This is a genomic window from Flavobacteriales bacterium (assembly GCA_013214975.1).
Taxonomy (GTDB): domain Bacteria; phylum Bacteroidota; class Bacteroidia; order DT-38; family DT-38; genus DT-38.
This window is the reverse complement of record JABSPR010000068.1, coordinates 1-2,184: the sequence shown is the minus strand read 5'-3', so window position 1 is coordinate 2,184 and position 2,184 is coordinate 1. Positions and strand designations below refer to the sequence as shown.

The following is a 2,184-nucleotide window of genomic DNA, read 5'->3' as shown; positions in this document are numbered from 1 at the left end:
AATTAGAGACAAGTCCATCACCCCTAACCCTATTGAGTTAAGGTCGAAATTATTCCATAAGACCTTGGTATGTCGAGAACTCGTTCCTCTGAATGAAGTAAGAGCTAAGGTTCCCTTCCCATAATTCTTGATAAATATTGGAGACCCAGCTGCTAATACTTCTGCAAGAGATTCAAACTTCTTTTCGACTAAAGAGATTGAATCTATTTCAGATGACTTAAAACCAACATGCTCAACTCTAATTACTGGCAGGCTATAAGTAGAGTCGGTAAATACACTCTGAGAAAAAACTTCACGATGGAAAGACGAAACCACAAGAACTAATAAGAATACTTGCCTAATGTATCGCATACGGTTCTAGTTTATTTTAATAAAAGTCGTGCGAATTACACCTGAATCGGTATTAACATGTAGAAAATAAACCCCTTCAGTAAACTGTGTTACATTAATATTTGCTGTACTATTTTGCGTCTCCTGTTTACTTAATTTTTCTCTACCATCTATGTCAAATATTTGATAAGAATGATATTCAACGTTAGATTTAAATTGAAGGATGTTGGAGACAGGATTAGGGAAAACCATGACTTTACCGGTATTTATATCGTCTATACCCACCTCGGTATACACATTTATTACACCCACCGCATCTAAGTCAAAACCACCTGTTGGGTAATTCGTAGGCCATGGGTCATTTATCATATTCCCTTCCGAATCATATGTTGCATATGCAGGATCAATGCTTCCTATCACGTCAATTATCTTAATGTAATTAATGCTATCAATATTAATATCAGGATTCCCAGCTAATTCATTTAAATCGAAAGGTGTACCATAACCTGCTCTATACTTCCCTGCAAGATTGTAATAGTCCTCAGCATTGGTTGTTCCCTCAGGTTCTACTTGAGTATCTACTTGAGTTAAAGACACTGCATCAAATCGAACATAGGTTATCCCATCTGAACTAACTTCTACGAAAGCAAGTTCTAGGAAATCGTTACTAAAACTATTTTCAAAAACAGCAAAGTCTGGTCCTTCTCCGTCTGCTATTGGTTCATCAAAAGTTAAAATAGCTATACCATTATCACCTAAACTAACAACTCCATTATTAAAGGGAGCACCAGTACCGTATTCATCTAAACCAGCGGAAGCTAGGCCTAGAGAGGTATTATTAATGTCCTGATACCCTCTATCAACACTACAACTTGTTGCCCAACCAACAAAGGCACTTGAATCTTTGTGCATTGCCAAGGTCCCGACTTCATTAGACGGAGGTGCAAATGATTGCCCAAACACACTTGTGAGCTGAATGATTAGGAAGAAAACTATAAAGATTTTCATATTAAATAAATTTCGGGAGCCACAAGGCTCCCGAAATTATTATTCTTTAATTAATCGGTAGGTTTCTCTCGATATGTCGTCAGACACTGTGATAAAATATGCTCCTGAAACTAAAGAAGAAACATTCAATTCAAATTTTGATTTAGAATTACTTCCTGTTTGAACTGTTCTTCCTGTTACATCCACAACTTGATAAGTTCCATTTGAAATTTCAGAAGTAACAATTACTATATTTTGAGCAGGATTTGGGTAAACTCCAGTATGCACGAATGCAACCTCGTTAACAGAAACAGTACTTTGCCACACAAATCCCATAGCCTCTGGAGAAATCCCTACACTAAATGTATCAACAGGCGTTCCATCCAAGCCAAATATGCCAATTTCACCATAACTGAAGTAATCTGTCATCGCCCCATAAATAAGTGCATCAACCGTATCAATTAATGTGGCTGAAAATGAAGCGTTAATTAAATTATCATTGGCCACTGTCATGTCCGAAACATCAATAGTTGCCATGTTACTAGCCAATTTCACGTAAAGTAATCCGTCATATTCTAATACTCCTTTTGTAACAGTCGTATCAAATTGAACAATTTCCTCTACTTGTCCAGTGGCAATAACATATTTTGCAATAGTTCCAGGTGCACCCCAAGTTATTGAACTTATTGCATGAATTTTCCCGTTTGACAATACCAAGTCACCTATTTCACCTGCATTTAATCCTAATGTATCTTCTCTAACGAAAGACATATTCGGCAAGTCAATAATTGCAATTCTTCCGATCGAGTCGCCATAAAACCCAGGTACACTCACATATCCTGTATCACCAACAATTAAAACATCCTT

At 36.8% G+C, this 2,184-nt stretch carries 3 protein-coding genes; all 3 read right to left on the bottom strand.

Annotated features, from left to right (window positions below; all coding sequences use genetic code 11):
• On the bottom strand, nucleotides 1-351 hold a 351-nt coding region (locus tag HRT72_03345; GenBank protein NQY66743.1), incomplete at its 3' end, for a hypothetical protein.
• A 6-nt stretch (nucleotides 352-357) separates the two neighbouring features.
• On the bottom strand, nucleotides 358-1,338 hold the full coding sequence (locus tag HRT72_03340; protein ID NQY66742.1) for a T9SS type A sorting domain-containing protein: 981 nt from the start codon (nucleotides 1,336-1,338) through the stop codon (nucleotides 358-360).
• A gap of 39 nt (nucleotides 1,339-1,377) precedes the next feature.
• Nucleotides 1,378-2,184: T9SS type A sorting domain-containing protein (locus tag HRT72_03335; GenBank protein NQY66741.1), on the bottom strand; the 807-nt coding region annotated here is incomplete at its 5' end.